The 26,077-nt window shown below is 70.3% G+C and carries 18 protein-coding genes; 1 reads left to right on the top strand and 17 read right to left on the bottom strand.

The genetic code is table 11. The annotated features are described in order from the left end of the window. Positions 1-64: 64 nt before the first annotated feature. The 14 genes from OG322_RS25380 to OG322_RS25315 all read right to left on the bottom strand — a co-directional run bounded on the left by OG322_RS25380 (position 65) and on the right by OG322_RS25315 (position 21,831). The gene (locus OG322_RS25380; protein ID WP_329306968.1) at positions 65-4,141 is read right to left on the bottom strand and encodes an Rne/Rng family ribonuclease; all 4,077 of its coding nucleotides are present in this window, start codon (positions 4,139-4,141) and stop codon (positions 65-67) included. Positions 4,142-4,373: 232 nt separating this feature from the next. Beyond that, on the bottom strand, positions 4,374-5,156 hold the full coding sequence (locus OG322_RS25375; protein ID WP_123470988.1) for a TIGR03936 family radical SAM-associated protein: 783 nt from the start codon (positions 5,154-5,156) through the stop codon (positions 4,374-4,376). A 124-nt stretch (positions 5,157-5,280) separates the two neighbouring features. Then, positions 5,281-6,480: a hypothetical protein gene (locus tag OG322_RS25370; protein WP_123471490.1), complete on the bottom strand. Its 1,200-nt coding sequence runs from the start codon at positions 6,478-6,480 to the stop codon at positions 5,281-5,283. 99 nt (positions 6,481-6,579) lie between these two features. Next, positions 6,580-8,505: a TIGR03960 family B12-binding radical SAM protein gene (locus OG322_RS25365; protein ID WP_123471491.1), complete on the bottom strand. Its 1,926-nt coding sequence runs from the start codon at positions 8,503-8,505 to the stop codon at positions 6,580-6,582. Positions 8,506-8,555: 50 nt separating this feature from the next. Continuing rightward, on the bottom strand, positions 8,556-10,073 hold the full coding sequence (locus OG322_RS25360) for a CYTH and CHAD domain-containing protein (protein WP_123470990.1): 1,518 nt from the start codon (positions 10,071-10,073) through the stop codon (positions 8,556-8,558). A gap of 48 nt (positions 10,074-10,121) precedes the next feature. After that, a complete protein-coding gene (gene rodA / locus OG322_RS25355; protein WP_123470993.1) occupies positions 10,122-11,312 on the bottom strand; it encodes a rod shape-determining protein RodA in 1,191 nt (396 codons plus the stop codon). Continuing rightward, entirely contained in the window at positions 11,312-13,477 is a 2,166-nt protein-coding gene (gene mrdA / locus OG322_RS25350) for a penicillin-binding protein 2 (protein WP_123470996.1), read from the bottom strand. Before mrdA ends, rodA begins: the two co-directional genes overlap by 1 nt. 61 nt (positions 13,478-13,538) lie before the next feature. After that, complete coding sequence (gene mreD, locus OG322_RS25345) at positions 13,539-14,204, bottom strand: rod shape-determining protein MreD (RefSeq protein WP_123470998.1); 666 nt, start codon at positions 14,202-14,204, stop codon at positions 13,539-13,541. A gap of 11 nt (positions 14,205-14,215) precedes the next feature. Next, positions 14,216-15,268: a rod shape-determining protein MreC gene (gene mreC / locus OG322_RS25340; RefSeq protein ID WP_123471000.1), complete on the bottom strand. Its 1,053-nt coding sequence runs from the start codon at positions 15,266-15,268 to the stop codon at positions 14,216-14,218. A gap of 98 nt (positions 15,269-15,366) precedes the next feature. Then, a complete protein-coding gene (locus OG322_RS25335) occupies positions 15,367-16,386 on the bottom strand; it encodes a rod shape-determining protein (RefSeq protein ID WP_024492993.1) in 1,020 nt (339 codons plus the stop codon). 293 nt (positions 16,387-16,679) lie between these two features. Further along, positions 16,680-17,093, bottom strand: coding sequence for a nucleoside-diphosphate kinase (ndk, locus tag OG322_RS25330; protein ID WP_123471003.1), 414 nt, complete (start codon positions 17,091-17,093; stop codon positions 16,680-16,682). 115 nt (positions 17,094-17,208) lie between these two features. Beyond that, on the bottom strand, positions 17,209-17,565 hold the full coding sequence (locus tag OG322_RS25325; protein WP_123471005.1) for a DUF4233 domain-containing protein: 357 nt from the start codon (positions 17,563-17,565) through the stop codon (positions 17,209-17,211). A gap of 5 nt (positions 17,566-17,570) precedes the next feature. Next, on the bottom strand, positions 17,571-19,094 hold the full coding sequence (gene folC / locus OG322_RS25320) for a bifunctional tetrahydrofolate synthase/dihydrofolate synthase (protein ID WP_123471007.1): 1,524 nt from the start codon (positions 19,092-19,094) through the stop codon (positions 17,571-17,573). Positions 19,095-19,209: 115 nt separating this feature from the next. Then, positions 19,210-21,831: a valine--tRNA ligase gene (locus OG322_RS25315; protein ID WP_123471010.1), complete on the bottom strand. Its 2,622-nt coding sequence runs from the start codon at positions 21,829-21,831 to the stop codon at positions 19,210-19,212. Positions 21,832-21,981: 150 nt separating this feature from the next. On the opposite strand from OG322_RS25315, the gene OG322_RS25310 reads away from it, so the two are divergent. Further along, complete coding sequence (locus tag OG322_RS25310) at positions 21,982-22,974, top strand: hypothetical protein (RefSeq protein WP_266412026.1); 993 nt, start codon at positions 21,982-21,984, stop codon at positions 22,972-22,974. 72 nt (positions 22,975-23,046) lie between these two features. Here OG322_RS25310 and clpX read toward each other — a convergent pair whose 3' ends face one another. The 3 genes from clpX to OG322_RS25295 all read right to left on the bottom strand — a co-directional run bounded on the left by clpX (position 23,047) and on the right by OG322_RS25295 (position 25,871). Then, the gene (clpX, locus tag OG322_RS25305) at positions 23,047-24,345 is read right to left on the bottom strand and encodes an ATP-dependent Clp protease ATP-binding subunit ClpX (protein WP_123471015.1); all 1,299 of its coding nucleotides are present in this window, start codon (positions 24,343-24,345) and stop codon (positions 23,047-23,049) included. Positions 24,346-24,502: 157 nt separating this feature from the next. Next, positions 24,503-25,186 carry an ATP-dependent Clp protease proteolytic subunit gene (locus OG322_RS25300; protein ID WP_123471017.1) on the bottom strand — a complete coding sequence of 228 codons (684 nt, stop codon included), beginning with the start codon at positions 25,184-25,186 and terminating at the stop codon, positions 24,503-24,505. Between the two features lie 79 nt (positions 25,187-25,265). Then, on the bottom strand, positions 25,266-25,871 hold the full coding sequence (locus tag OG322_RS25295; RefSeq protein WP_164494417.1) for an ATP-dependent Clp protease proteolytic subunit: 606 nt from the start codon (positions 25,869-25,871) through the stop codon (positions 25,266-25,268). Between the last annotated feature and the right edge of the window lie 206 nt (positions 25,872-26,077).

Here is a 26,077-nt window from a genome sequence, read left to right as displayed (position 1 = left end):
CAGCCGGCCCGGTTCCTGTGACGGAACCGGTCCGGCTGCGTACGGGCGCACGGTGCGAGGCGGGTCAGACCTCGTCGGCCGAAGCCGTGACGGAGGACGGCGTCTGCTGCTCCGCCGCCACCGTCTTCTTCGCTGCCGCCTTCTTGGCCGTCGTCTTCTTCGCGGCGGTCTTCTTGGCAGCCGTCTTCGTGGTGGCCGCCTTCTTGGCGGTGGCCTTCTTGGCGGTGGCCTTCTTGGCGGTCTTGCGGGCCGCCTTCTTGGCCGGTGCCGGTGCGTCCTCGGGCTCGGGCTCGGACGCGGACTCGACGGAAGCCGTCACCACGACGGTCTCGGCCTCGTCGGTACCGGCCGGGGACCCCGCGGGCGCGGTGGCCTTGCGGGTCGCCCGGCGCCGGGCACGCGGCGGTGCGGCCGGCTCCTCGGCCGGGACCTCCACGTGCGGGGCCTCGACGACCGGGTCCTCCGTGGCGACCGGGTCGGCAGCGGAGACCGGCTCCTCGGCCGTCTCGGCGGCCGGGGCCTGCTCGGCCTGGGCCGGCGAACCTGCCGGGGCGGTCGCCTTGCGGGTCGCACGACGGCGCGTACGGCCCTGGGGCGCCTCAGCGGCAGGAGCCTCGACGGCCGGGGCCTCGGCAACCGGCTCCGGCGCGGGCTCGGGCTCCACGACGGGCTCCGGCTGCACGACCGGCTCGGCCACCGGGGCCGGCGCGGACGCCGGCTTCGGGGCACCGGCCGGGGCCGACGCCTTACGCGTCGCCCGGCGACGGCCACGGCCGCGCCCGGCGGCCGCCTCGGCCTCGGCCGGGCTGCTGTACAGCTCCTCGTCCGCGACGAACTCCGGCTCGGGCAGCGCCAGCGGGGCGGCGACCTCCGCCGCGACCTCGGCCTCGGTCTCGTGGTCCTGTTCGTGCTCGTGGCTGTGGTCGTGGTCCTGCTCGTGGTCCTGGCCCGAGCCGCCGCGGCCGCGCTTCTTGGCACGCTTGCCGCCACCGCCGCCACCGATCGAGGCGGGCTGCTCCATGTGCACGATCACGCCGCGCCCGTTGCAGTGGACACAGGTCTCGGAGAAGGACTCCAGCAGACCCTGGCCGACCCGCTTACGGGTCATCTGGACCAGGCCGAGCGAGGTGACCTCGGCGACCTGGTGCTTCGTACGGTCGCGTCCCAGGCACTCCAGCAGACGCCGCAGCACCAGGTCCCGGTTGGACTCCAGCACCATGTCGATGAAGTCGACGACGACGATGCCGCCGAGGTCGCGCAGCCGCAGCTGGCGCACGATCTCCTCGGCCGCCTCCAGGTTGTTCTTGGTGACGGTCTCCTCGAGGTTGCCGCCCTGACCGGTGAACTTGCCGGTGTTGACGTCGACGACGACCATCGCCTCGGTCTTGTCGATCACCAGCGAGCCGCCGCTCGGCAGGTAGACCTTGCGGTCCAGCGCCTTCATGAGCTGCTCGTCGATCCGGTAGGTCGCGAAGATGTCGACCTCGGAGGTCCACCGCGACAGCCGGTCCGTCAGGTCGGGGGCCACGTGCGAGACATAGCCGTGGATGGTGTCCCACGCCTCGTTGCCGCTGACGATGACCTTGGAGAAGTCCTCGTTGAAGATGTCGCGGACGACCCGGACGGTCATGTCCGGCTCGCCGTAGAGCAGCGTCGGCGCGTTGGAGCTGCCGCTGCTCTTCGACTTCTTCTGGATGTCCTCCCACTGCTGCTGGAGCCGCTCGACGTCGCGACGCAGCTCGTCCTCGCTCGCGCCCTCCGCGGCGGTGCGGACGATGACGCCCGCGTCCTCGGGGACGATCTTCTTGAGGATGGTCTTGAGCCGGGCGCGCTCGGTGTCGGGCAGCTTGCGGCTGATCCCGGTCATCGAGCCCTCGGGCACATAGACCAGGTAGCGGCCGGGCAGCGAGACCTGGCTGGTCAGGCGGGCGCCCTTGTGGCCGATCGGGTCCTTCGTCACCTGGACGAGGACGGACTGGCCGGACTTGAGCGCCGTCTCGATGCGGCGCGGTCCGTGGGCCATGCCGAGCGCCTCGAAGTTGACCTCACCGGCGTACAGGACGGCGTTGCGGCCCTTGCCGATGTCGACGAAGGCGGCCTCCATGGACGGCAGGACGTTCTGGACCTTGCCCAGGTAGACGTTGCCGACGTAGCTGGTGGCCTGCTCCTTGTTGACGTAGTGCTCGACGAGCACGTTGTCCTCAAGGACGCCGATCTGGGTGCGCTCGCCGCTCTGGCGGACGACCATGACGCGCTCGACGGCCTCGCGGCGGGCCAGGAACTCCGCCTCGGTGATGATCGGAACCCGGCGGCGGCCCTGCTCGCGGCCCTCGCGGCGGCGCTGCTTCTTGGCCTCCATACGGGTCGAGCCCTTGATGGACTGGACCTCGTCGAAGCCGGTGCCGGGCTCGCGCTCGGCTTCCTTCTTACGGGGCTCGCGGACCTTGACGACGGTGCGCTCCGGGTCGTCCGTGCCGTTCTCGGCGTCGGACGAGAAGTCACCGCTGCGACGACGGCGGCGACGGCGGCGACGGCTGCTGCTCGATCCGGAGGCACCGGAGTCGTGGTCGTCGTTGTCGTCGTGGTCGTCGTCGCCCTCGTCCTCGGACTCGGACTCGTGGGCGCGCTCGCGCTCGTCGCCGGAGCGGTCGGAGGCGTCGTCCTCGGTGTGCTGCTCGGCGGTCTCGTCCTCGGCGGACTCACCGCGACGGCGGCGGCGGCCACCGCGACGACGGCGGCGCGAGGGCCGGTCGCCGTACTCGTCGGTGTCCTCGCCGTCGTGCTCGCCGTCGCTCTCGTTCTCCGGCTCGTGCTCCTCCTCGGCCTGCTCCTCCACCGGGGCGGCGGCCGGAGCGGGTGCGGCGGCGGGCTCGGCCTCGGTGGCCTCACCGCGACGGCGGCGACGGCGACGCGAACCACCCTGCGGGGCGGCCTCGGCGGGGGCGGGCGTCTCGGCGACCGGGGTCTGCTCCTCGGCCGTCGCGATCTCGTCCTCGGGCTCCTCGTCGGACGGGGCGGGGACTGCCGCGGCGGCTGCGGCAGCGGCCGTCTCCGGGGTCTGGAACATCGGCTCGGCGAAGACCGGGGCCTGGAACACGGCGACGGCGGGGCGCGCCGCGCCACGGCTCCTGCGCGCGGGCTCCTCGACCTTGCCGGTGAACTCGGGCCGGCCCGCCGCGGCGGTGGCCCGGCGGCGCTGGCGGCCGCGCGGGGCGGCCTCCTCGACCTCGGCGGTCTCGGCGGCCAGTTCCTCGACGGCCATCTCGGGCAGGCTCTCGCCGGTCCGGGCCTCGGTGCGCTCCTCGGCGGCCTGCGGTGCACCGGCCGGGGCGGTGGCCTTGCGGACCGCACGACGGCGGCCGCGCGGGGCCTCCACGGGCTCGGCGGGCTCGGCCGCTTCGGTGACCTCTGCGGGCTCGGCGGCCGCGACGGGCTCGGTCCGGGTGGCCTGCGGGGCACCGGCCGGGGCGGAAGCCCTGCGCCGGGCACGACCGCGCGGCGCCTCGGCGGCGACGGGCTCGGCCGCGACGGGCTCGGGGGCCTCCGCGGCTGCGGTCTCCTCGACGATCTCCACAGCCTCGGCGGCCTGCGGGGCACCCGCCGGGGCGGTGGCCTTGCGGGACGCACGGCGACGCGCACGCGGCGCCTCGACCGGCTCGGCAGCGACGGGCTCGGGGCTCTCCGCGGCTGCGGTCTCCTCGACGATCTCCACAGCCTCGGCGGCCTGCGGGGCACCCGCCGGAGCGGTCGCCTTGCGGGACGCACGGCGACGCGCACGCGGCGCCTCGACCGGCTCGGCCGCGACGGGCTCGTCCTCGACCGGCTCGGCGGTCACCACGGGCTCCACGACCTCGGCGGCCTGCGGGGCACCCGCAGGAGCGGTCGCCTTGCGGACCGCGCGACGGCGCGCGCGGACGGGCGGGGCGGCCTCGGCCTCGGTGGCGTTCTCAGTGCTGGGGTCCGACTCTCCGGCGTCAACGGCCGGTATGGCCGACGCGTCGGCAGCGCCCTGTGCGCCGCCCGACGGCGGGCCGGCCGGGCGGGACGCCGCGCGGCGCCTGCGGCGCGGCGGCAGCTTGTCCCCGGGGGTGTTGTTGTCTTCTGCGTTCCCGGTCGTGCCGGGTTCGGTGGGCTCGAGCATGCGGGCGGTTCTCCCGTCGCGCTCCCGGGCGCCGCGCCTGATTCCGGTCCGGCACGGTCCGCATGATGTACGCGGTACCGCCGTCCGGGGCGCGGGCGCCGCACGGGGGCTGAATGTCTGGCTCGCCGGTTCCGTACGCGGTCTGCGCACGGCCTGGCGAAAGTCTTATGGGTCAGCGCGCGGCCCGGCCCAGGTGGCTCCCGAGTCCGAGGGCTGCGCTACAACGACCGCCTTACGCGGTGCCTGCACCTTCCGGCGCCGTCGCGACGGCGGTCCCGGTGGCCGTGGGTAGAGCGGCCGGGGCTGCCTCGCGGTCAGGCGCGAGCGGGTCGGTCACCGTGCCGGACTCCTCGTCGAAGAGCCCCTGCGCCAGCCTGGTCACCGCTGCGGGGACCGGCGGCGCCAGGTCGGCCACAACGCGGAGACCGGACAGGACGTCGTCAGGTCGCACGGCAGGTGTCACGTGCCGAACAACCAGCCGCAGTATCGCACAGGCCTTGGCCCCGGGCCTATCAGACTGTTGATCAAGGGCCTGCAGGTCCACCACGGCGGACCGGGCGTCGAAGCTGCGCACGCCGTTCTTCGTACGGCGCTGGACCTCGACGGCCTCGGCCCCGTTGAAGGCGGCCACGGCCTTCTCGGCCTCCTCCGCCGAGACCCCGTCCAGCCGCATCTCCCAGATGGAGGCGGTCAGCCGGTCGGCGAGACCCGAGGTACGGGCCTCCACGGCGTCCGTGATGTCGAGACCGTCCGGCAGCGAGTCATTGAGCAGCTCGCGCAGGACGTCGGGGTCACGCGCCTCGGTGAGCGCGATCTCCAGGAACTCGGCCTCGCTGCCCGTGCCGGTGGGGGCGGCATTGGCGTAGGACACCTTGGGGTGCGGGGTGAAGCCCGCCGAGTAGGCCATGGGCACCTCGGAGCGGCGCAGCGCCCGCTCGAAGGCACGCTGGAAGTCACGGTGACTGGTGAACCGGAGGCGGCCGCGCTTGGTGTAGCGCAGACGAATGCGCTGCACTGCCGGTGCGGGCGGCGGGCCTTCGGGCTGTCGCTTGCCCAGTGGTTCTTCTCCTCGGTGCGGAGCGGACGCGGGTGGCACGCCGCCCTCGAAATACGGGTGGGCCCGGGGTGCCCGCTCCGGCTCACCCCTGCTGGGCGGTTTTCTCGCCGTGCAGGGAGATCTCTGGTGCGGGCGCCGCGCTGGGCACAGTCGTCGCTTGTTGCGTAGCACCCAGCCTACGCGCAAGGGGGCTCCCTGGTTCCCGGGGCTCGGTCACAGGCGGCCCGCCGACCAGTGCCCGCCATGCGTCGCGGCGGGCCTGCCGGACGGTTTCGCGGGCCGTGCGCATCACGTCCCGGGCCGTCCGGCCCGCCGCGACGGCTGCCCTCCTGGCCGGGACCCATACGGCGTCGCGCACGAAATGGCCGAGGGGGGTGCACACCGTGCGGTAGGCCCAGGCCACCGGCGCCCCGACCAGATGCCAGGCCAGCCAGGCCAGCGCCCGGCCGACGGCCCGCGAGACGAATCCGGCGATGCGCCAGGCGACGCCGATCGCGGCGGCGACCTCCCGGCCCACGGGGGTCAGCACCCGCCGGTACACCCAGACCAGCGGAGTGACGAGAAGCACCGAGACGAGCAGGCGGAGACCGGCCCACAGCCCCCGGAATCCCGCGGCGACCCCGCGGGCCAGCACGTCGAGCAGCCAGGCGATGCCGTGGCCCAGCGGCGTGAGCAGTTCCCGGTACGCCCACCCGGCCGGCAGCACGACCAGATACCGCACCAGCCAGGCGGCGGCAAGCCCCAGCGGCACCAGGACGTACCGCCACACACCCACCACCGGCAGGACGAGGACGACCGTGAGCAGCCATCCGGTCCCCGCGAGGATCCCGCGTCCGGCGGGGGCGAGCAGCGTCAGGTACACCCACCGCAGCCCGTGTCCGAGCGGGGTGAGGGCAGCGGTGTACAGCCAGACGAGCGGGACCACGACCCCGTACCGCACCCCGGGCACCACGGCATACCGCCACAGCGCGACCCACGGCCGGACGAACACCGCCGCCCCCAGCCACCGCAGCCCGTGCCCCACCGGGACCAGTACCCACTCCCACAGCAGGCGGGCCGGGGTCACCACGAGGACCTGGAACAGCCAGGAGAGCGCCCGCCCGAGCGGCCGGAACAGGGTCCGGTCGGCGGCGCGGGCGCAGGCGACGAGGGCGTCCCACACCATCCGGACCGGCAGGACCAGGACGAGGACCACGATCCGCACCGGAATCCTGATGAGGGTGGTCAGACAGCCGTCACCGCTCTCGTACCGCGCGGGCGCCTGGTGCTTTCCGTAGTCCATGCAGTCCATGACGCGAAGGCCCGGCCGGGGGTTTCCCGGGCCGGGCCTTCGTCATCGAGCTGTCACCCGGCCGGAGCCGGACGGTGTCACTTCAGGGCGTCACTTCACGACCGTCAGCGGGAGGAGCTTCTTGCCCGTCGGGCCGATCTGGATGTCGAGGTCCAGCTGCGGGCACACCCCGCAGTCGAAGCACGGCGTCCAGCGGCAGTCCTCGACCTCGGTCTCGTCGAGCGAGTCCTGCCAGTCCTCCCAGAGCCATTCCTTGTCGAGGCCGGAGTCCAGGTGGTCCCAGGGCAGGACCTCCTCGTACGTCCGCTCCCGGGTGGTGTACCAGTCGACGTCCACGCCGAAGCCGGGCAGCGTCTTCTCGGCACTCTTCATCCACAGGTCGTAGCTGAAGTGCTCGCGCCAGCCGTCGAACCGGCCGCCGGCCTCGTAGACGGCGCGGATGACGGAGCCGACCCGGCGGTCGCCGCGGGAGAGCAGGCCCTCGACGATGCCGGGCTTGCCGTCGTGGTAGCGGAAGCCGATCGAGCGGCCGTACTTCTTGTCGCCGCGGATCTTGTCCCGGAGCTTGGCCAGCCGGGCGTCGGTCTCCTCGACGCCGAGCTGCGGGGCCCATTGGAACGGGGTGTGCGGCTTGGGCACGAAGCCGCCGATGGAGACGGTGCAGCGGATGTCGTTCTGCCCGGAGACCTCGCGGCCCTTGGCGATGACGTTGACCGCCATGTCGCCGATCTGCAGGACGTCCTCGTCGGTCTCGGTGGGCAGACCGCACATGAAGTACAGCTTCACCTGCCGCCAGCCGTTGCCGTACGCGGTGGAGACGGTCCGGATCAGGTCCTCCTCCGAGACCATCTTGTTGATGACCTTGCGCATCCGCTCGGAGCCGCCCTCGGGGGCGAAGGTGAGACCGGAGCGACGGCCGTTGCGGGTCAGCTCGTTGGCCAGGTCCACGTTGAACGCGTCGACGCGGGTGGAGGGCAGCGAGAGCCCGATCTTGTCGTCCGTGTAGCGGTCGGCGAGGCCCTTGGCGATGTCGCCGATCTCGGAGTGGTCCGCGGAGGAGAGCGAGAGCAGACCGACCTCCTCGAAGCCGGTCGCCTTGAGGCCCTTCTCCACCATTTCGCCGATGCCGGTGATGCTTCGCTCCCGCACGGGGCGCGTGATCATGCCGGCCTGGCAGAAGCGGCAGCCGCGGGTGCAGCCGCGGAAGATCTCCACGGACATCCGCTCGTGGACGGTCTCGGCGAGCGGGACGAGCGGCTGCTTCGGGTAGGGCCACTCGTCGAGGTCCATCACGGTGTGCTTGGACACCCGCCACGGCACGCCGGACTTGTTGGGCACGACCCGGCCGATACGGCCGTCCGGGAGGTACTCGACGTCGTAGAAGCCGGGGACGTAGACGCCGCCCGTCCTGGCGAGCCGGAACAGCACCTCCTCGCGACCGCCGGGACGGCCCTCGGCCTTCCAGGCGCGGACGATCTCGGTGATCTCCAGGACGGCCTGCTCGCCGTCGCCGATGACCGCGCAGTCGATGAACTCCGCGATCGGCTCGGGGTTGAACGCGGCGTGGCCGCCCGCGAGCACGATCGGGTCGTCGAGGCCGCGGTCCTTGGCGGCCAGCGGAATGCCGGCCAGGTCCAGGGCGGTGAGCATGTTGGTGTAGCCGAGTTCGGTGGAGAAGCTCAGCCCGAAGACGTCGAACGCCTTGACCGGGCGGTGTCCGTCCACCGTGAACTGGGGCACCTTGTGCTCGCGCATCAGCTCCTCCAGGTCCGGCCAGACGCTGTAGGTGCGCTCGGCGAGGACGCCCTGGCGCTCGTTGAGCACCTCGTAGAGGATCATGACGCCCTGGTTGGGGAGCCCGACCTCGTACGCGTCCGGGTACATGAGTGCCCAGCGGACGTCGCACTCGTCCCACGGCTTGACGGTGGAGTTCAGCTCACCGCCGACGTACTGGATGGGCTTCTGCACATGCGGGAGCAGAGCTTCGAGCTGTGGGAAGACCGAATCGACAGACATCGCGAACTTTCGAGAGCCGGCAAGGATGACCATCCAGCGTACCGCGACGCTCAGCCTTCCGGAGCCGTCCGGATCTTCGCCCGGGACGCCCTCGCCCACACCCCGGGCAGCTCCCGTTCGCGTGCCGCCGCCGTCTCCTCCTCCTGCCCGTACAGCAGTCCCCAGGTGAACGACGGCTCGCCGGCCAGATGTGCCTGGACGGCGAGGGCGCGCAGGGCCTCGCGGGCCACCACGCTGTCCTGGTGGTCGCCGAGGACGCCCTGTACGGCCTTCAGCCGCTTGACGGACTTGCGGGCCGGTTTCCCGAGCGCGGGGCGGGCGGCCTCCGCCGCGTAACGCGCTCGTTTCGCCGCCTTGCGCGCCTTGTGCAGGGCGACGTCGCGCTCCGGTCCCGGTGGCAGTTCCCGGGCGTGGGCGATGCGGCGCGCGAGGCGCCGGTGGTCCTTGTGCACGGCGCGGGACAGCACCTTGCCGGGTGGCGCCGCGGCGGCGGGCAGCAGGGGCGGGTCGGCGAGGAGTGCGTCCAGGGTGCCGAGCAGCTCCAGGTAGCGGCTGCCGTCGAGTACGGCGACCGTGTGGCGGCGGGAGCCGCTGCGGCGGGCCACCGACCAGATCCGCAGCCGGCCGCGGACCGGTCCGAGGACCAGGGTGCGGGGCAGCCCGTCAAGCCGGGTGCGCAGCCGTTCGTCGAGGACCTCCTGGTCGCGGTCGACGCCCAGTTCCGCCGCGAGCCACCTCAGCTCCTCGGCGACGGGGCCGGTGACGCTCCGGTCGAGGATGCCGCGGTACGTCCTGAAGGCGCTGCGCAGTCTGCGGGTGGCGACCCGCATCCGGTGCACGGAGTCGGGCAGGCCGCGGCGCACGGCCGGGTCCAGGGCGACGATCGCCGCGTTCTGGTCGCGCACATAGGCCAGGACGTGGTCGCCCGCGGTGTGCGGCCGCGGCCGTTTGCCGCCCGGTTTCCCCTTCGGGCCGGTCTCCGCGAGTGCCCGCGCCAGTTTGGACGGTGCCGCGGAGGGCCGTACCCCGGCCTTGCGCAGCCGCCGCTCGACGGCGTCGAGGAAGGCGGGGTCGCCGTCATCGGCGAGTTCGGCCTCGATCTCGGTCCAGGCGGTGCTTGCGCTGCCGCCGTGCAGCCGCTCGGCCCGGACCGCGTCCACGCTGATTTCGGCGAGCGGCGCGCCGTCGGGTCCGGTCAGGCGGTGGACGTCCCGGGCGGAGCGGAGCCGGACCACGGGGACGACCGCGGCGTCCCGGACCCGGGAGCGGATCAGTGCGGCGAGTTCGGGCGGCAGGGTATCGGAGAGCGGGGCCCGGATCTCGTCACGGATGCCGGTGGCGACCGGGAATTTGAGGTGCCAGCCGGCGTCGCCCCCGCCGGTGCGGCGGCGCAGGGTGAGGGAGTCGGCCGCGAGCCGGAGGTCCTCGGTGTCGTAGTAGACGGCGTCGAGTTCGCTCAACCCCAGGTGTTCGACGGCCGAGACGCCGGCCACCCGGCTCAGGTCGGGCAGCCGGGTGGCGTCGGTGGCTTCGTACTTCCGCTCGATCTCACGCTTCGAGTCCGCCATGAGTCGAATCTAGAGGGAATGCGGGCAGATGGGCAGGGCCCACACGGCTCAGGCCGTTATCGGCCGTTGCACCCTGATCGACTGGAGCAGTCCGATGGCCACCCAGATGGCGAACATCGAGGACCCTCCGTAGGAGACGAACGGCAGCGGCAGTCCGGCGACCGGCATGATGCCGAGCGTCATGCCGATGTTCTCGAAGGACTGGAAGGCGAACCAGGCGATGATTCCGGCGGCGACGATCGTGCCGTACAGCTCGGTGGTCTCCCGGGCGATGCGGCAGGCGCGCCACAGGATGACGCCGAGCAGGACGAGGATCAGCCCGGCGCCGAGGAAGCCGAGTTCCTCGCCCGCGACGGTGAAGACGAAGTCGGTCTGCTGCTCGGGGACGAACTGGCCTGTGGTCTGGGTGCCCTGGAAGAGGCCGGTGCCGGAGAGGCCGCCGGAGCCGATCGCGATACGGGCCTGGTTGGTGTTGTAGCCGACGCCGGCCGGGTCGAGCGCCGGGTTGGCGAAGGCCGCGAACCGGGCGATCTGGTAGTCGTCGAGCAGTCCGAGCTGCCAGATGGCGACAGCGCCCGCGGTGCCCGCGCCGAGGAGTCCGAAGATCCAGCGGTTCGACGCCCCGGAGGCCAGCAGTACGCCGAGCACGATGACTGCCATGACCATCACGGAACCGAGGTCCGGCATGCCCATGACGACCACCATCGGGATCGCCGCCACGCCGAGGGCCTTGGCGACGGTCCGGTGGTCGGGGTGCAACTGGTCGCCCGCGTCGACGCGGGCGGCGAGCAGCATCGCCATACCGAGGATGATCGTGATCTTGGTGAACTCGGAGGGCTGGAGGGAGAAGCCGCCGCCGATGATGATCCAGGCGTGGGCACCGTTGACGGTGGCGCCGAGCGGGGTGAGGACCGCCAGGACGAGGAGTACGGACAGGCCGTACAGGATCGGCACCGCGCCGCGCAGGGTGCGGTGGCCGAGCCAGATCGTGCCGACCATCAGGGCGAAGCCGATGCCGGCGTTGAGGGCGTGCCGGAAGAGGAAGTAGTACGGGTCGCCGTGGGTGAGCGAGTCCCGTCCCCGGGTCGCCGAGTAGACCAGCATCGAGCCGATGAGGGAGAGCGCGATCGCCGAGCCGAGCAGCGGCCAGTCGAGCCGGCGGACCACGGAGTCCCGGGCGGTGAACCGGCCCCAGGCCGAGCGCTCGGGAGCGTACCGCTGGACGGAGAAACCGGCCATCAGTCGCGCCTCCCCATGATCGCGGCGAGCGTCTGCTCGGCCGGCGGCTTCTGCGAGTTCGGGTCGTACGGCTTGATCTTCGGGGTCTCGATGGAGCCGTCCTGCTGGATCTTCGGCAGGGACTTCTGCGGCGTCGGCAGCAGGGCCTTCTTGAGGTCCTGCTTGCCGGCGGCGTCGAGACCGTAGATCGCGTTGTAGATGTTGCGCACGGCGGGCCCGGACGCGCCGGAGCCCGTACCGCCCTGGGAGATCGTCATGACGATCGAGTAGTCCTTGGTGTACGTGGCGAACCACGAGGTCGTCTGCTTGCCGTAGACCTCGGCCGTACCCGTCTTGGCGTGCATCGGGATCTTGTCCTGCGGCCAGCCGCCGAATCGCCAGGCGGCGGAACCGCGGGTCGCGACACCCGCGAGGGCTTGGTCTATTTCGTTGCGGGTCTTGGCGGTGAAGGGCAGCTTGCCGTGCGACTTGGGCTTGATCTGCTCGACGGTCTTGCCGTCGCCGCTGACGATCGCCTTGCCGACGGTGGGGTCGTAGAGCGTGCCGCCGTTGGAGATGGCCGCGTAGATGGTCGCCATCTGGATCGGGGTGACGAGGGTGTCGCCCTGGCCGATCGAGTAGTTGACGGAGTCACCGGCGCGCATCTTGTCGCCTTCGAGGCAGTTCTCGTAGGCGATCTTCTCGACGTACGTGCCGTCCTTCTTGCCCTGCTTGCACCAGGCGTCGTGGTTGGCCTTGGCGAAGTTCTTCTTCCACTCGCGGTCGGGGACGCGGCCGCTGACCTCGTTGGGGAGGTCGATGCCGGTCTCCTTGCCGAGGCCGAACTGGTGGGCGGTCTTGTAGAACCAGTCGTTGGGCTTCTTCTTGGGGTTGTTGCCGCCGTCCTTCTGCCACTCCTTGTGCGCGATGCCGTAGTACACGGTGTCGCAGGAGACTTCGAGGGCGCGGCCGATGGTGATGTCGCCGTAGCCCTGGGACTCGTAGTTCTTGAAGGTCTGGCCGCCGATGGAGTACGAGCTGGGGCAGGGGTAGTTGCCGTCGAAGGGGTATCCGGCGTTGACCGCGGCGGTCGAGGAGATGACCTTGAAGATGGAGCCGGGGGCGGCCTGGCCCTGGATGGCCCGGTTCAGCAGCGGGAAGTTGGAGTTCTTGCCGGTCAGCTTGGCGTAGTCCTTGCCGGAGATGCCGCCGACCCAGGCGTTGGGGTCGTAGTTGGGCAGCGAGGCCATCGAGACGACCCGGCCGGTCTTGGCCTCCATGACGACGACGGCGCCGGAGTCGGCCTTGTAGTTCTCGCCGGTGTTGGTGTCGAACTCGGTGCGGGCCGTCTTCATGGCCTGGTTGAGCTCGTACTCGGCGACGGCCTGGACCCGGGCGTCGATGGAGGTGACGACGCTGGAGCCGGGCTCCGCCTTGTCGTTCTTCGCCTCGCCGATGACCCGGCCGAGGTTGTCGACCTCGTAGCGGGTGACGCCCGCCTTGCCGCGCAGTGCCTTGTCGTACGTGCGCTCCAGGCCGGAGCGGCCGACCTGGTCGGAGCGCAGGTACGGCGAGTCGCTGTCCTGGGCCTTGGTGATCTCGTTGTCGGTGACGGGCGAGAGGTAGCCGAGGACCTGGGCGCTGTTGGCCTTGCCGGGTGCGGCGTAGCGGCGTACGGCGGTGGGTTCGGCGGTGATGCCGGGGAAGTCCTCGGCACGTTCGCGGATCTGGAGGGCCTGCTGGGTGGTGGCCTCGTCGGTGACCGGGATCGGCTGGTAGGGCGAACCGTTCCAGCAGGGCTGCGGGGTCTTCGCGTCGCAGAGCCGGACCTTGTCGATGACGTCCTTGGGCTTCATGCCGAGCACGTCGGCGAGCCGGGTCAGCACGCTCTTGCCGTCGTCGGCCATCTTCAGCAGCTCGGTGCGGCTGGCGGAGACGACGAGCCGGGTCTCGTTGTCGGCGAGGGGCACGCCGCGCGCGTCGAGGATGGCGCCGCGGGCGGCGGGCTGGACGACCTGCTGGACGTGGTTGTTCTTCGCCTCGTCGGAGTACTCCTGGCCGTTGCGGATCTGGAGGTACCAGAGGCGGCCGCCGAGGGTGAGCAGCAGGGAGAAGACGAGGACCTGGATGACGACGAGGCGGATCTGGACCCGCTGGGTCCGGCCCGTCTCGGGGATGTTGGTCACGGGGCGCCCCCGGTGGTGGTCGGGCAGGGGACCTGGTGGGCGGCCCCGGGGAAATGCAGCCTCACAGTCGCTTGACTCCCTTGATCCGTCCGGCGCGTGCTGCCCGGTTGCGGGCGGCCTTGACGCGCAGTCCGCCGCGCTGGCCGCCGATCCGCAGGCCGGTGCCCGCCGCGAGCCAGCCCGCCGTGGCGTCCTTGCCGCCGGAGGAGGACTCGGTGAGCGGGTCGTTCACCGTGCGTCTGGCCATCGCCATGATCAGCGGCACGGTGAACGGTGCGAGGAGCAGGTCGTAGACGGCCGCGGTGAACAGCAGGCTGCCCAGACCCACATGGCGGGCGGCCGTGTCGCCGACGAGCGCGCCGACACCCGCGTACAGCAGGGTCGATCCGATCGCCGCCGCGACGACCACGGCCATCGGCAGGAAGGCCGACTTGAGCTGGCCGTTCTCCGGCTTGGCCAGTCCGGCGAGGTAACCGATGACGCAGAGGACGAGGGCGTACCGTCCGGCCGCGTGGTCCGCCGGCGGTGCCAGGTCGGCGAGCAGCCCGGCGCCGAAGCCGATGAGGGCGCCGCTGACGTGTCCGTAGACGAAGGCCAGTCCGACGACGACCATGAGGAGCAGATCGGGCACCGCGCCGGGCAGCTGGAGCCGGGCGAGCACGGAGACCTGGACGACGAGGGCGATCACGACCAGGACGATGGAGAGCAGAGTCCGGTTGACGTGCATGGGGATCAGCTCTACCTCTGTTCGTTTACCGCGTTGTCGGCGTTCGGTGTGGCGTTCCCGCTGGGGTCGGGGCTCGGGCCGCCGCTGGGGTCCGCGCTCTGGTGGATGTTCCCGACGACGTTCCCTCCGGTGTCCACGATGTCGCCGTTGGGCGAGATGGTGACGGTGACGGTCGGCGTGGGCTTCGGCTTGGCGGGCTTGGCCTGCTTCTTCGGCAGGACCGTGTCGCGGGGGTCCTCGCGCGGGGCCTGGACGACGATGCCGACGATGTCGAGCTTGGTGAAGCCGACGTACGGACGGACGTAGACCGTACGGGTCAGGTCGCCGCCGGACGGGTCGACGCGGACGACCTCGCCGACCGGGACGCCGGGCACGAACGGCTTGTTCTTGCTGGACCCGAACGTGACGAGCCGGTCGCCCTTCTTGACCTTCGCCTTGCCGTTCAGGAACTGGACGGCAAGCGGGCGTGAGCCCTGGCCGGTGGCGAAGCCGAGTTCGTCGGTGGACTCCATCCGGGTGCCGACGGTGAAGTCGGGATCGTTGGCGAGGAGCACCGTCGCGGTGTCCGGGCCGACGGTGGTGACCCGGCCGACGAGTCCGTCCCCGTTGAGGACGGTCATGTCGCGCTTGAGGCCGTCCTTGGAGCCCGCGTCGATGGTGACCGTCCAGGAGAAGCCCTGGGCCGCTCCTATGGCGATGACCTCGGCGGCCTTGATGCCGTACTGCCCGGCGTCCGACTTCTTCAGCATCTTGTCGAGCTCGCGGACCCGGCTGCGGTTCTGGTCGTCGCTGCCGAGCTTGGCCTTCAGCGCGGCGTTCTGCTGCTCCAGTGCGGCGATCTTGTCGTGCCGGTCGCCGGAGGCGCGTACCGCCCCTATGGCGTTGCCCACCGGGTCGACGGCTGCCGCGACACCGTTCTCAACTGGTCCGAAGACCGTGGAGGCGGCCTGCCGGGCGCCGTCCACCGGCGACGCCTCACCACCGCGGATGTCCACCGTGATCAGTGCGAATGCGATGGCGATCAGCAGCACCAGGAGCAGCCGGCTCTCTCGTGTGTCCCTCACGTGCGGCGGCCGTGCCTTCCTCGTAGGAATGTTCGTGCCTGTATATCAACGATCCTCCGCGCGGAGCGGCAGCGTCCGCGCGGAGGGCCGTGGAGTTCCTACCGTCGGGGCTGGGCGTCCAGCACCTGCTGGAGCGCCTCGAACTCCTCGACGCACTTGCCGGATCCGAGCGCGACGGAGTCCAGCGGGTCCTCGGCGATGTGGATCGGCATGCCCGTCTCGTGGCGGAGCCGCTCGTCCAGTCCGCGCAGCAGCGCGCCGCCGCCGGTGAGGACGATGCCCCGGTCCATGACATCGCCGGAGAGCTCCGGCGGGCACTTGTCGAGCGTCGTCTTGACCGCGTCGACGATCGCGTTGACCGGCTCCTCGATCGCCTTGCGCACCTCGGTCGCGGAGATGACCACGGTCTTGGGCAGACCCGAGACGAGGTCGCGGCCGCGGATCTCGGTGTGCTCGTCCTTCTCCAGCTCGAACGCCGAGCCGATGGTGATCTTGATCTGTTCGGCGGTGCGCTCACCGAGGAGGAGCGAGTACTCCTTCTTGATGTGCTGGATGATCGCGTTGTCCAGCTCGTCACCGGCGACCCGGATCGACTGGGCGGTCACGATTCCGCCGAGCGAGATGACCGCGACCTCGGTGGTGCCGCCACCGATGTCGACGACCATGTTGCCGGTGGCCTCGTGGACCGGCAGACCGGAGCCGATGGCCGCCGCCATGGGCTCCTCAATGATGTGCACCTGGCGCGCGCCGGCCTGCGTCGATGCCTCGATGACGGCGCGTCGCTCGACCCCTGTGATGCCGGAGGGCACACAGACGACGACCCGCGGGCGGGCCAGGTAGCGGCGCTTGTGGATCTTCAGGATGAAGTAGCGGAGCATCCGCTCCGTGATCTCGAAGTCGGCGATCACGCCGTCCTTCAGGGGCCGTACGGCAACGATGTTGCCCGGTGTACGGCCGATCATCTTCTTGGCCTCGGCGCCGACCGCCAGGATGCCGCCGGTGTTGGTGTTGATGGCCACGACGGACGGCTCGTTCAGAACGATGCCGCGCCCCCTGACGTACACCAGCGTGTTGGCAGTCCCGAGGTCGATAGCCATGTCACGGCCGATGAACGACATTGAGTTCCCCTTGTTCCCCATGAGGATGCGTCGGGCCTTCCCAAGCGAAAGCGTTGATGGCTTGTTTTGGTAGGCGAGATGAGCGCTGCGGGCGTGGAAGCTTCCATCGTAGTGCCGGATACACCGACACAGCGCGAGGGTCCTTCGCCTTGCTGAGCAGAACGGGTGGCCGTCCCACTCATGGTGACGTTACGTCGGGGGGATGCGTTCCCGCGATCGGTCACCCTATGCCGAAGGGCGACCGAATTACTTCGGTCGCCCCAGGTCATGAGCGCTGTTTGGCGGAGCCGAGGTCAGGAAAGTCCCGGAAAGAACAGCTTCAGTTCTCGCTCTGCGGACTCCTCGGAGTCCGAGGCGTGGATGAGGTTCTCCCGGGTGATCGAGCCGAAGTCACCGCGGATCGATCCGGGCGCGGCGGCGATCGGGTCGGTGGGACCGGTCAGGGCGCGGACGCCCTCGATCACCCGCTCGCCCTCGGCCACCAGGGCGACGATCGGGCCGGACTGCATGAACTCGACGAGCGGCTCGTAGAACGGGCGGCCGACGTGCTCGGCATAGTGCTGCTCCAGCGTGGCCCGGTCGAGGGTACGCAGCTCCAGCGCGGTGATCTTCCAGCCGGCCTTGCGCTCGATGCGGCCGACGATCTCGCCGACCAGACCGCGACGGACGGCGTCGGGCTTGAGAAGAACGAGGGTGCGCTGGGTCATGTGCGGCTCCTTGCAGGCATACGGGTGCGGTGAAGCGAGATTACAGGGGCGCGGTGACGGCCCGGCGGCCGGGTTTGACCGCCGGGCAAGGGCCGTGCTCCGACCGCGCGCCGGGTCAGCCGGCGGCGGGGGCCTGCGCCGCCTCCTGCGCGGCCCAGCGGGCCTTCACCTCGTCGATCTTGCGGCCGTAGTGCACCGAGGCCCACCACAGGCCGCCGAAGACCAGTCCGAGGATGAACATCATCGGCACCACGAAGCCGCTGGCGACCAGTGCGATCTGGAGCGCCCAGCCGAGCTGCACGCCGCCGGGGCGGGTGAGCACCCCGCAGAGCAGCACGGAGAGCAGCATGCCGATACCGCAGACCGTCCACACCGTCGCGGACGACAGGTCGTCGGACTTCATCGCGACGAGTCCGGCGAAGCCGATCACGAAGAACTCGCCGATCAGTGTCGATGCACAGAGCGTACGCACGTGGGTCAGCGCCTTCCCAGAAGCAGCCGGGCCTCGCCGACCGTGATCACGGATCCGGTCACCAGCACCCCGGCGCCCGCGTACTCGTCCTCTTCCTCGGCGAGGGTGATCGCCGCCTCCAGCGCGTCGTCGAGACGGGGTTCGACCTGGACCCGCTCGTTGCCGAAGACCTCGACGGCGACGGTGGCCAGGGCGTCCGCGTCCATCGCGCGGCCGCTGGAGTTCTGGGTGATGACGACCTCGGCGAAGATCGGCTCGAAGGCCTCCAGGAGCCCCCGGACGTCCTTGTCGCCACTGGCACCGACCACACCGATCAGCCGGGAGAAGCCGAACGCCTCGGAGAGCCCCTCGGCGGCGGCGCGGGCGCCGGCCGGGTTGTGGGCGGCGTCCAGGACGACGGTCGGACTGGAGCGGACGACCTCGAGGCGGCCGGGCGAGAGCACCGCGGCGAAGGCCTTGCGGATGATGTCGGCGTCGAGCGATCCGGACTGCTCGGCGCCGATTCCGAAGAACGCCTCGACGGCGCAGAGCGCCACCACGGCGTTGTGCGCCTGGTGGGCGCCGTACAGCGGAAGGAAGATGTTGTCGTACTCACCGCCGAGACCGCGCAGCGTCAGCAGCTGACCGCCGACCGCGACCTCCCGGGAGACGACACCGAACTCCATGCCCTCGCGGGCCACCGTGGCGTCGGCCGCGACGGCCTTCTTCAGCATCACCTGAGCGGCGTCGACCGGCTGCTGGGCCAGGATGACCGTCGCACCCTGCTTGATGATCCCGGCCTTCTCCACCGCGATCTCGCCGGGCGTGGAGCCCAGCCGGTCGGTGTGGTCCAGGGAGATCGGGGTGACGACCGCGACCGTGGCGTCGATGACGTTGGTCGCGTCCCAGCTGCCGCCCATGCCGACCTCGACGACGGCGACATCGACCGGCGCGTCGGCGAACGCCGCGTACGCCATGCCGGTGAGCACCTCGAAGAAGGAGAGCCGGTAGGGCTGCTGCGCGTCGACCATCTCGACGTACGGCTTGATGTCCTCATAGGTCTCGACGAACCGCTCGGCGTCCATCGGGGAGCCGTCCAGGCTGATCCGCTCGGTGATCGACTGGACGTGCGGCGAGGTGTAGCGGCCGGTGCGCAGGTCGAAGGCGCCGAGCAGGCCCTCGATCATGCGGGCCGTGCTCGTCTTGCCGTTGGTACCGGTGATGTGGATGGAGGGGTACGCGCGCTGCGGGTCGCCGAGCACGTCCATCAGCGCGGCGATGCGCGCCACGGACGGCTCCAGCTTGGTCTCTCCCCAGCGCCCGGCGAGCTCCTGCTCCACCGCGCGCAGCGCCCTGTCCACCTCCGGATCGGTGGGGCGGGCGGGGACCTCGTCCGCCTGGGGCGGCCCGGAGGCGGCGCGCAGCGTCCGGCTCCCGGCCTCGATCACCGCCAGGTCGGGGTCGCGCTGGGTCGCTTCGTCGACGATCTCCGCGAAGGTCTCGTCGGAGTCGGACGCGTCGTGCCGGTCGGAAGGGCGGGGCTCACTCACAGGGCCAGTCTACGGATGAGCGCCGACATCGCGCGCAGCGCCCGGCGGCGGGCGTACGACGAAGCCCCCGCGCTCCCGGTCTGCCGGGTTCGCGGGGGCTCCGTACTCAGGCCCGTCAGCTCGTGGGCAGGGCGGCCAGCTGGCTGGTGATCCGCTCGATGTCGCTCTCGGCCTTGGCGAGCCGGCCGCGGATCTTGTCGACCACGTTGTCCGGGGCCTTGCCGAGGAAGGCCTCGTTGGTCAGCTTGCCGTTGGCCTGCGCCTTCTCCTTCTCGGCGGCGCCCAGGTCCTTCGTCAGGCGCTTGCGCTCGGCCTCGACGTCGATGGTGCCGGACAGGTCGAGCGCGACCGTGGCGCCCGCGACCGGCAGCGACGCGGTGGCGTGGAAGCCGTCCCCGGCGGGCTGCAGGCGCAGCAGCTGGCGGATGGCCGCCTCGTGCGCGGCGAGCGGCGTACCGGTCAGGTCCAGCTCGGCCGGGACCTTCTGGCCGGGCTGGAGGCCCTGGTCGGAGCGGAACCGGCGGACCTCGGTGACGACCTGCTGGACGAGCTCGATCTCCTTCTCGGCCGCGTCGTCCCGGAAGCCGCTGTCCTGCGGCCAGTCCGCGATGACGACGGATTCACGGCCGGTGAGCGCGGTCCACAGCGTCTCCGTGACGAACGGGACGACCGGGTGCAGGAGGCGCAGCATCACGTCGAGGACCTCGCCCAGGACCCGGCCCGAGACCTCGGCCGGCCTGCCGCCCCCGAAGAACGTGGTCTTGGACAGCTCGACGTACCAGTCGAAGACCTCGTCCCAGGCGAAGTGCCGGAGCGCCTCGCTGAGCTTGGAGAACTGGAAGTCGTCGTAGTACGCGTCGACTTCGGCGACGGTCCTGCCCAGCCGGGACAGGATCCAGCGGTCGGTCACCGACATCTCGTCGGCGGCCGGCAGCTCGCCCTCGATGGTGGCGCCGTTCATCAGGGCGAAGCGGGTGGCATTCCAGATCTTGTTGGAGAACTTGGCGGAACCCTGGACCCACTCCTCGCCGATCGGGACGTCGACACCGGGGTTGGCGCCACGCGCGAGGGTGAAACGGAGCGCGTCGGAGCCGTACTTGTCCATCCAGTCCAGCGGGTTGACCACGTTGCCGAAGGACTTCGACATCTTCTTGCCGTGCTCGTCGCGGACCATGCCGTGCAGCACGATCGTCTCGAACGGCGGGACTCCGTCGTTGACGTACAGGCCGAACATCATCATCCGGGCGACCCAGAAGAAGAGGATGTCGTAGCCGGTGACCAGGACGGAGTTCGGGTAGAACTTCGCGAGGCTGTCGGTCTGCTCGGGCCAGCCGAGCGTGGAGAAGGGCCACAGGCCGGAGGAGAACCAGGTGTCCAGGACATCGCTGTCCTGCGTCCAGCCCTCGCCGGTGGGCGCCTCGTCGTCCGGTCCGACGCAGACGACCTCGCCGTTCGGGCCGTACCAGACGGGGATGCGGTGGCCCCACCAGAGCTGGCGCGAGATCGTCCAGTCGTGGAGGTTGTCGACCCAGTCGAAGTAACGCTTCTCCATCTCCTGCGGATGGATCTTGACCTTGCCGTCGCGCACGGCGTCACCGGCCGCCTTGGCGAGCGGCTCGACCTTGACCCACCACTGGAGGGAGAGGCGCGGCTCGATGGTGGTCTTGCAGCGCGAGCAGTGCCCGACGGAGTGGACGTACGGCCGCTTCTCGGCGACGATCCGGCCCTCGGCGCGCAGGGCGGCGACGATGGCGGAGCGGGCCTCCAGCCGGTCCAGACCCTGGAAGGGGCCGGGGACGGTGATGACGGCGCGCTCGTCCAGGACCGTGAGGAACGGCAGGTCGTGGCGCTTGCCGATCTCGAAGTCGTTCGGGTCGTGTGCCGGGGTCACCTTGACGGCGCCGGTGCCGAACCCTGGGTCGACGTGGTGGTCGGCGACGACCGGGATCGTGCGGTCGGTCAGCGGCAGCTTGATGTGCCGGCCGACCAGGTGCTTGTAGCGCTCGTCGTCGGGGTGGACGGCGACGGCGGTGTCACCGAGCATCGTCTCGGCGCGGGTGGTGGCGACGACGATGGTCTCGTCGCCCTCCCCGTACTTCATGGAGACGAGCTCGCCGTCGTCCTCCTGGTACTCGACCTCGATGTCCGAGATCGCGGTGAGGCAGCGCGGGCACCAGTTGATGATGCGCTCGGCGCGGTAGATCAGCCCGTCGTCGTACATCCGCTTGAAGACGGTCTGGACGGCCTTGGACAGGCCCTCGTCCATGGTGAACCGCTCACGGGACCAGGCGACGCCCTCGCCGAGGCGGCGCATCTGGCCGGAGATCTGGCCGCCGGACTCGTTCTTCCACTGCCAGACACGCTCGACGAAGGCCTCACGGCCCAGGTCGTGGCGGGACTTGCCCTCCTTGCCGAGCTCGCGCTCGACGACGTTCTGAGTGGCGATGCCGGCGTGGTCCATACCGGGCTGGTACAGCGCCTCGAAGCCCTGCATCCGCTTGCGGCGGACGAGCGCGTCGATCAGCGTGTGCTCGAAGGCGTGCCCCAGGTGCAGGGAGCCGGTGACGTTGGGCGGCGGGATGACGATGGAGTACGGCGGCTTCTCGCTGTGCTCGTCGGCCTCGAAGTAGCCGCGCTCCACCCAGCGCTCGTACAGCTTCCCCTCTACCTCGGCCGGCGTGTACTGGGTCGGCAGTTCGGGGTTGCTGGCTGGCTGCTGCGCTGCGTTCTCGGTCACGCCCCACAGTTTAGGGCCGTCACAGTCATGCACTGAAACCGGTTTGTTGAGTAACGGTGTGCCTCCCGGTACCCCACCCCCGCGGACCTTCCGTCAGGATGTTCGGAACGTATAAGAACTTATGAGCATCACGAACAGGGGAAACCGCAGATGAGCTTCAACCAGCCGGGCCCGTACGACGGACAGCCGCCCCAGGGCCAGCCCGGACCGTACGGCCAGCAGCCGGGCCCCTACGGCGGCCCGCCGCCGCAGGGCCAGCCGCAGGGGCAGCCCGGTTACGGGTACCCGCAGCAGGCCCCCCAGGGCGTCCCGCCGCAGCAGCAGCCCCCGCAGCCCGGCTACGGCTACCCGCAGGCCCAGCAGCCCGGCCCGTACGGCCAGCAGCCCCCCACTCCCCCGTACGGCGGCCAGCCGGTCTACGGCCAGCAGCCCCCGTTCCCCCCGGCCCAGCAACCCAAGAAGAAGACGGGCCTGATCATCGGCGGCGTGATCGTGGCGCTGGCGGTCATCGGCGGCGGGGTGTACTTCCTGACGTCGGGCGGAGGCGCGAGCAACAGCGATGTGGCGGACTCCACGAAGGGGTACAAGCTGACGCCTGCGGCGACGCTGGACGGTTACAAGAAGGGCAGCGCATCGAAGTCGGGACCGGCCACCGGCGAGGACAAGACCACGCTCGAGGGCCTGGGGATCAAGGACCCCCAGCAGGCCGGGGCCACCTACCAGTCGGGGGAGGCCAATCCCGCCGCGGCCAAGTCCATCACGCTCCAGGGGTTCTGGGGCGACGTCACCGATCCGGCGAAGGTCATCAACAACGCCTTCAACAACGCGGAGTCGGGCTTCAAGAAGGGCGCCGAAGGAATGGACGTCCAACTGGTCGGCAGCCCCAAGGCCGTCACGCCGGCCGGCTTCAAGGGTGCCCTCATGAAGTGCCAGGACATGAAGGTGCTGAACAAGGAAGGCGACGGCGCCACCAAGGGACCCAAGGAATTCACCGTCCCGATCTGCGTCTGGGCCGACTACAGCACGGTGGGCACAGTGATCGGGGTCGACCTCGGCCTGGCCATGACCGGCAAGGGGATGGCACAAGACGACGCAGCGGGTCTCACCGCCAAGCTCTACAACACCTCACGCACCAAGATCTGATCCCGGCAACGCGAAGGGGCGCCCGGCCAGTTCACCTGGCCGGGCGCCCCTTCGCGTGTGTCTACGCCACCGCTACGCCGACTTCTCGTGCCGCCCGTCGTCGCCCTTGCCGATCGTCCGCGGCTCGCGCGGGACCAGGGTCGGGTTGACGTTGTTGCGGACCACGTCCGCCGTGATGACGACCCGGGCGACGTCCTTGCGGGACGGCACCTCGTACATCACGGACTGGAGGACTTCCTCCATGATGGCGCGCAGACCGCGCGCACCGGTCTGGCGCAGGATCGCCTGGTCGGCGATGGCCTCCAGGGCCTCGCGCTCGAAGTCCAGCTCCACACCGTCGAGTTCGAACAGCCGCTGGTACTGCTTCACCAGGGCGTTGCGCGGCTCGATGAGGATCTGGAGCAGGGCCTCGCGGTCCAGGTTGTGGACCGAGGTCAGGACCGGGAGGCGGCCGATGAACTCGGGGATCATCCCGAACTTCACCAGGTCCTCCGGCATGACCTCCTGGAACTGGTCGCTCGCCTGGATCTCCAGCTTGGAGCGGATCGTGGCGCCGAAACCGATGCCCTTCGCGCCGGCCCGGGACTCGATGATCTTCTCCAGGCCGGAGAACGCGCCGCCCACGATGAACAACACGTTCGTCGTGTCGATCTGGATGAACTCCTGGTGCGGGTGCTTCCGGCCGCCCTGCGGCGGTACGGAGGCGGTGGTGCCCTCCAGGATCTTCAGCAGGGCCTGCTGGACGCCCTCGCCCGAGACATCGCGGGTGATCGACGGGTTCTCGCTCTTGCGGGCGACCTTGTCGATCTCGTCGATGTAGATGATCCCGGTCTCGGCCTTCTTGACGTCGTAGTCAGCGGCCTGGATCAGCTTCAGCAGGATGTTCTCGACGTCCTCGCCGACATAGCCGGCCTCCGTCAGCGCCGTCGCGTCGGCGATGGCGAACGGGACGTTGAGCATGCGGGCCAGTGTCTGCGCGAGGAGGGTCTTGCCCGAGCCCGTGGGGCCCAGCAGCAGGATGTTGGACTTGGCGAGTTCGATCGCGTCGTCACGGCCCGTCCCGCCGCCGTTCTCCCCGGCCTGGACCCGCTTGTAGTGGTTGTACACAGCGACCGAGAGGGCCTTCTTCGCGGGCTCCTGCCCTACGACGTACCCCTCGAGGAACTCGTAGATCTCGCGCGGCTTGGGAAGTTCCTCCCACCGCACCTCGGAGGTCTCCGCGAGCTCCTCCTCGATGATCTCGTTGCAGAGATCAATGCACTCGTCGCAGATGTACACACCGGGTCCCGCAATGAGCTTCTTCACCTGCTTCTGGCTCTTTCCGCAGAACGAGCACTTGAGCAGGTCGCCGCCATCACCGATGCGTGCCACGAGGTGCTTCCCCTTCGCCTGGGAGACGCCTGGTTCAGCGGCTCCTGGTGCCTCTATCCGACGGTACCTTGCCTGGCCCCCCGTTCGGGCCCCCCTTGGCACGGTTCACACGGCCGAGGCCGGATGACCCTGCCGTACCAAGGGGTAAAGGCCGACGTCAGGCGGCCGCTCCGGCCGCGCTCTTGCGGGTCGCGACGATCTGGTCGACCAGGCCGTAGGCCAGGGCGTCATCGGCGGTCAGGATCTTGTCCCGCTCGATGTCGTCGCGGATCTTCTCGATCGGCGTGGTGGAGTGCTTGGCCAGCAGTTCCTCCAGCTGGCTCCGCATCCGCAGGATCTCGTTGGCCGCGATCTCCAGGTCGGAGAGCTGCTCACGGCCGGTCTGCGAGGACGGCTGGTGGATCAGGATACGCGCGTTCGGCAGCGCCAGACGCTTGCCCGGGGTACCCGCGGCGAGCAGCACGGCCGCGGCGGAGGCCGCCTGTCCCATGCAGACCGTCTGGATGTCCGGCTTCACGAACTGCATCGTGTCGTAGATCGCGGTGAGCGCGGTGAACGAGCCGCCGGGGCTGTTGATGTAGATCGAGATGTCCCGGTCCGGGTCCATCGACTCCAGGCACAGCAGCTGCGCCATGACGTCGTTGGCGGAGGCGTCGTCGATCTGCACCCCGAGGAAGATCACGCGCTCCTCGAAGAGCTTCGCGTACGGGTCGTACTCACGCACGCCCTGCGAGGTGCGCTCCACGAAGCGCGGCACGATGTAGCGGTTGTCCACCTGCGGGCCGGTGTAGAGGCCGCTCGCGGAGGCGCCGGAGAAGTTGTTCATGTGGGTGTTCACCATCCTGGTGGCGTTCTGTGGGCTGGGTGTCTCGGCGTACGAGAGATGCGGTGCAGTGCGACGCGGTCCGGTGGGAGCCGGATCAGGCACCGGTGCCGCCGCCGCCCGGAACGCCCGACGCGATCGTGATGATCTCGTCGATGAGGCCGTAGTCCTTGGCCTCCTCCGCGGTGTACCAGCGGTCGCGGTCGCCGTCGCGGATGATCGTCTCCACGGTCTGGCCGGAGTGGCGGGCGGTGATCTCCGCCATCCGCTGCTTGGTGCGCAGCAGGTACTGGGCCTGGATCTTGATGTCCGAGGCCGTACCGCCGATACCGGCCGAACCCTGGTGCATGAGGATGTCGGTGTTCGGGAGCGCGAAGCGCTTGCCGGCGGTGCCGCCGGTGAGCAGGAACTGGCCCATCGAGGCCGCCATGCCCATACCGATGGTGACCACGTCGTTCGGGATGTACTGCATGGTGTCGTAGACCGCCATGCCGGCCGTCACCGAACCGCCGGGGCTGTTGATGTAGAGGTAGATGTCCTTGTCCGGGTCGGCGGCAAGGAGGAGCAGCTGCGCGGTGATCTTGTTGGCGATGTCATCGTCGACCTGCTGACCGAGGAAGATGATGCGCTCGCCGAGCAGTCGGCTGTAGACCTGGTCACCGAGGCCTCCACCGAGGGACGGCTCTCCGGCGGCGTAGGGCATCAGATTCGTCACGTATCCACCTGCTCGTCTCTGACGGCTCCGGCCGTCTCAGCGTCTTCGTACCGGGTGGGCCGGGACTCCCCGACCCTTCCTATTCATGGACCCTAACGCGCAGGTGGGACAACGCCATCCCGCTTCCGCAACTGTTCGCTGGGAGCGCAAGCTCCGTAGTCCGCACACGGGTTGTGGGGGACGTCCGCCGATAC

The sequence above is a fragment of the Streptomyces sp. NBC_01260 genome (genome assembly GCF_036226405.1).
Lineage (GTDB): Bacteria > Actinomycetota > Actinomycetes > Streptomycetales > Streptomycetaceae > Streptomyces > Streptomyces laculatispora.
This window is presented reverse-complemented; position numbering and strand designations above follow the sequence as displayed.

Excerpts from the sequence above, each read along its gene's own strand:
- OG322_RS25300 (WP_123471017.1), bottom strand. The coding sequence starts at position 25,186 with ATGGTGAACACCCACATGAACAACTTCTCCGGCGCCTCCGCGAGCGGC.
- ndk (WP_123471003.1), bottom strand. The coding sequence starts at position 17,093 with ATGACCCAGCGCACCCTCGTTCTTCTCAAGCCCGACGCCGTCCGTCGC.
- mreD (WP_123470998.1), bottom strand. The coding sequence starts at position 14,204 with ATGCACGTCAACCGGACTCTGCTCTCCATCGTCCTGGTCGTGATCGCC.
- OG322_RS25310 (WP_266412026.1), top strand. The coding sequence starts at position 21,982 with ATGAGCTTCAACCAGCCGGGCCCGTACGACGGACAGCCGCCCCAGGGC.
- OG322_RS25380 (WP_329306968.1), bottom strand. The coding sequence starts at position 4,141 with ATGCTCGAGCCCACCGAACCCGGCACGACCGGGAACGCAGAAGACAAC.
- OG322_RS25360 (WP_123470990.1), bottom strand. The coding sequence starts at position 10,073 with ATGGCGGACTCGAAGCGTGAGATCGAGCGGAAGTACGAAGCCACCGAC.
- OG322_RS25370 (WP_123471490.1), bottom strand. The coding sequence starts at position 6,480 with ATGGACTACGGAAAGCACCAGGCGCCCGCGCGGTACGAGAGCGGTGAC.
- OG322_RS25365 (WP_123471491.1), bottom strand. The coding sequence starts at position 8,505 with ATGTCTGTCGATTCGGTCTTCCCACAGCTCGAAGCTCTGCTCCCGCAT.
- OG322_RS25335 (WP_024492993.1), bottom strand. The coding sequence starts at position 16,386 with ATGTCGTTCATCGGCCGTGACATGGCTATCGACCTCGGGACTGCCAAC.
- rodA (WP_123470993.1), bottom strand. The coding sequence starts at position 11,312 with ATGGCCGGTTTCTCCGTCCAGCGGTACGCTCCCGAGCGCTCGGCCTGG.
- OG322_RS25295 (WP_164494417.1), bottom strand. The coding sequence starts at position 25,871 with ATGCCCTACGCCGCCGGAGAGCCGTCCCTCGGTGGAGGCCTCGGTGAC.